Source organism: Streptomyces sp. CO7 (assembly GCF_053474865.1).
Genome location: NZ_JBRIOU010000011.1, coordinates 28,735 through 31,865, shown reverse-complemented (window position 1 = coordinate 31,865; position 3,131 = coordinate 28,735). Strand labels below are relative to the sequence as shown.

The window sequence follows — 3,131 nt, the reverse complement described above, 5'->3', positions numbered from 1 at the left end:
CGCCCCCGCTTTCACCCTTTCGGAGCAAGCGCGCGAACCGATCATCGAACCGTCGGTCCGGACCATTCCGCTTGACGGGGCAGAGTAACGCTGCGTAACCTTACAGTGAGTTACCAACCGTGCGGCACGCCGGGCGGGCGCGGCGCGATCATGGCTCCGCTCCGCCACAGACGCCCGGTCCGCACGCGCCGCCGACTGTCCGGGAGCTTTATGTCCAGCGAATACGCAAAGCAGCTCGGGGCCAAGCTCCGGGCCATCCGCACCCAGCAGGGTCTGTCCCTCCACGGTGTGGAGGAGAAGTCCCAGGGCCGCTGGAAGGCCGTCGTGGTCGGTTCCTACGAGCGCGGTGACCGCGCCGTGACCGTGCAGCGCCTCGCCGAGCTGGCGGACTTCTACGGTGTCCCCGTCCAGGAGCTGCTCCCCGGCACCACGCCGGGCGGCGCGGCCGAGCCGCCGCCGAAGCTGGTCCTCGACCTCGAGCGGCTGCAGCACGTGCCGGTGGAGAAGGCCGGCCCGCTGCAGCGCTACGCGGCGACGATCCAGTCCCAGCGCGGCGACTACAACGGCAAGGTGCTCTCGATCCGCCAGGACGACCTGCGCACCCTGGCCGTCATCTACGACCAGTCGCCCTCGGTGCTGACCGAGCAGCTGATCAGCTGGGGCGTCCTGGACGCCGACGCCCGCCGTGCGGTCGCTCACGAGGAGAGCTGACCGAACGGGCGTGCAGAAACGAAACAGCAGACCGAAGGGCCCCAGCGTGACGCTGGGGCCCTTCGGTGTTTCCGGCCGGTACGGCGGGCGCGGCTCAGGCCTCGTCGCGCCGCAGCGACGGCTTGAGGTCCTTGAACCGGCCGAGCAGCCCGTTGACGAACGCGGGCGAGTCGTCCGTGGAGAACTCCTTGGCCAGCTGCACCGCCTCGTCCAGCACGACGGCGTCGGGCGTCTCGTCCACCCAGATCAGCTCGTAGGCGCCGAGCCGCAGGATGTTGCGGTCGACCACCGGCATCCGGTCCAGCGTCCAGTCCACTGCGTACTGGGCGATCAGCTCGTCGATACGGCGGACGTGGTCCGCGTACCCCTCGACCAGCTGCATCGTGTACTCGCTCACCGGCGGCTGCCGGGTGTCGTTCCGGGAGTGCCGGACCCAGTCGGCGAGGACGGACAGGACGTCCACGCCGCGCTGGTCCGCCTCGAAGAGGATCTGGAACGCGCGCTTGCGGGCCGTATTGCGGGCAGCCACGGTTAGCTGTTCACCCGGCCGAGGTAGTCGCTGGTGCGGGTGTCGACCTTGATCTTCTCGCCCGTGGTGATGAAGAGCGGGACCTGGATCTGGTGGCCCGTCTCCAGGGTGGCCGGCTTGGTGCCACCGGTGGAGCGGTCGCCCTGGACGCCCGGCTCGGTCTCCTGGATGGTCAGCTCGACGGCGGCCGGCAGCTCGACGAAGAGCACCTCGCCCTCGTGCTGGGCCACGACGGCGGTGAAGCCCTCGATCAGGAAGTTGGCGGCGTCGCCGACGACCTTGCGGTCGATCATCAGCTGGTCGTAGGTGTCCATGTCCATGAAGACGAAGTAGTCGCCGTCCATGTACGAGAACTGCATGTCGCGCTTGTCGACGGTGGCCGTCTCGACCTTGACGCCGGCGTTGAAGGTCTTGTCGACGACCTTGCCGGAGAGCACGTTCTTGAGCTTGGTGCGCACGAAGGCCGGGCCCTTGCCGGGCTTGACGTGCTGGAACTCGACGACGGACCAGAGCTGGCCGCCTTCGAGCTTGAGCACCAGGCCGTTCTTGAGGTCGTTCGTGGAAGCCACGGTTGCGGAATCTCCTGGACTGACGTGGACGACCTGGGGAACGTGCGCGGCGGCTCGGAAGCTACAGCGCGAGCAGCTCCTTGGTCGTGATGGTGAGTAGCTCGGGTCCGCCGTCCGCCTCGGGGCGCACGACGAGCGTGTCATCGATCCGGACCCCGCCCCGACCGGGGAGGTGAACCCCCGGCTCGACGGTGACCGGCACGCAAGCGTCCAGTTTACCCATGGCCGCGGGGGCCAATTGCGGGTCCTCCGCGATTTCCAGTCCCACACCGTGCCCGGTCCGCGCCGGGAGGGCGCTGCCGTAGCCGGCGGAGGCCAGGACCTGCCGTGCGGCCCGGTCCACCTCGCGGTGCTCGACGCCCGGGGCCAGGGCCTCCCGGCCCGCCCGCTGGGCGGCGAACACGACCTCGTACAGCTCGATCTGCCAGTCCGCGGGCGTGGTGCCGATGACGAAGGTCCGCCCGATCTCGCACCGGTAGCCGCGGTAGGCGGCACCCATGCAGACGGAGAGGAAGTCGCCCTCCTCCACCCGCCGGTCGGTGGGCCGGTGGCCGGGCCGCCCGGCGTGCGGGCCGGTGGCCACCGAGGTGGGGAAGGCCGGACCGTCGGCCCCGTGGTCGACCAGGCGGCGCTCCAGCTCCAGCGCGAGGTGGCGCTCGGTGCGGCCGACCAGGATCGATTCCAGCAGCTCGCCCAGCGCATGGTCGGCGATCTCGGCGCCCGCGCGCAGGCAGGAGATCTCCTCCTCGTCCTTGACCACCCGCATCTGCTCCACGGCGACGCCCAGGTCGGTCAGCCGCAGCCGGGAGGCCACCGAGCCGATGGCCCGGTGCCGGGCAACGGTCAGGTGGTGCTCCTCCACGGCGAGCGAGTCGGCGCCCTCCTGGGCCGCCAGCCCGGCGGCGGCCACCGCCGCGTCGCCGCCCTCCGGGGAGAGGCTGCCGCCCAGCGGGCGGATCCGCAGCAGCTCGTCGGGCCGGCCGCCCTCGCGCGCCCCGGACGGCTGCTGCTCCTCGAGCGGGTGCGGGCACAGCAGCACGTCCTGCGCGCCGTCGCGCGACGCGAGCAGGAGCGCCGCGCCGGGCGGGGCGGCCCCGGCGAGGTAGCGCACGTTGGCGGGGCGGGTGACCAGCGCGGCGGCGCTGCCGGCAGCGTGGCAGCGTTCCCTCAGCCGCGCCCGACGGGCGGCGAACACCTCTGGCATGGCCCGAGCGTATGTTCCGCCGCGTTCGACCGCGTCCTGAACGCCGCCGGTCGGGTGCGGCCCGTCTCCGGACCGCCGGGCCGCCGCGGGACCTGCGTCCGGCGGGGGCGCGGCGGGC

4 protein-coding genes are annotated in these 3,131 nt (G+C 71.9%); 1 reads left to right on the top strand and 3 read right to left on the bottom strand.

What is annotated here, in order from left to right; translation table 11 throughout:
- Positions 1 to 210 precede the first annotated feature (210 nt).
- The gene (bldD, locus tag ACOV8S_RS29215) at positions 211 to 711 is read left to right on the top strand and encodes a transcriptional regulator BldD (RefSeq protein ID WP_108957078.1); all 501 of its coding nucleotides are present in this window, start codon (positions 211 to 213) and stop codon (positions 709 to 711) included.
- A 94-nt stretch (positions 712 to 805) separates the two neighbouring features.
- Here the strand turns inward: bldD and nusB are convergent, their stop codons facing one another.
- The 3 genes from nusB to ACOV8S_RS29200 form a co-directional block, all read right to left on the bottom strand.
- Positions 806 to 1,240, bottom strand: a complete 435-nt coding sequence (gene nusB / locus ACOV8S_RS29210) for a transcription antitermination factor NusB (RefSeq protein WP_108957077.1) — start codon at positions 1,238 to 1,240, stop codon at positions 806 to 808.
- A gap of 2 nt (positions 1,241 to 1,242) precedes the next feature.
- Entirely contained in the window at positions 1,243 to 1,809 is a 567-nt protein-coding gene (gene efp, locus ACOV8S_RS29205; RefSeq protein ID WP_351118575.1) for an elongation factor P, read from the bottom strand.
- A 61-nt stretch (positions 1,810 to 1,870) separates the two neighbouring features.
- Positions 1,871 to 3,013 (bottom strand): M24 family metallopeptidase, encoded by a 1,143-nt coding sequence (locus tag ACOV8S_RS29200; RefSeq protein ID WP_448321498.1) that lies wholly within the window; start codon positions 3,011 to 3,013, stop codon positions 1,871 to 1,873.
- Positions 3,014 to 3,131 lie beyond the last annotated feature (118 nt).

Bases quoted from the DNA above. Each gene is read 5' to 3' on its own strand.
- bldD (WP_108957078.1), top strand. From the start codon at position 211: ATGTCCAGCGAATACGCAAAGCAGCTCGGGGCCAAGCTCCGGGCCATC.
- ACOV8S_RS29200 (WP_448321498.1), bottom strand. From the start codon at position 3,013: ATGCCAGAGGTGTTCGCCGCCCGTCGGGCGCGGCTGAGGGAACGCTGC.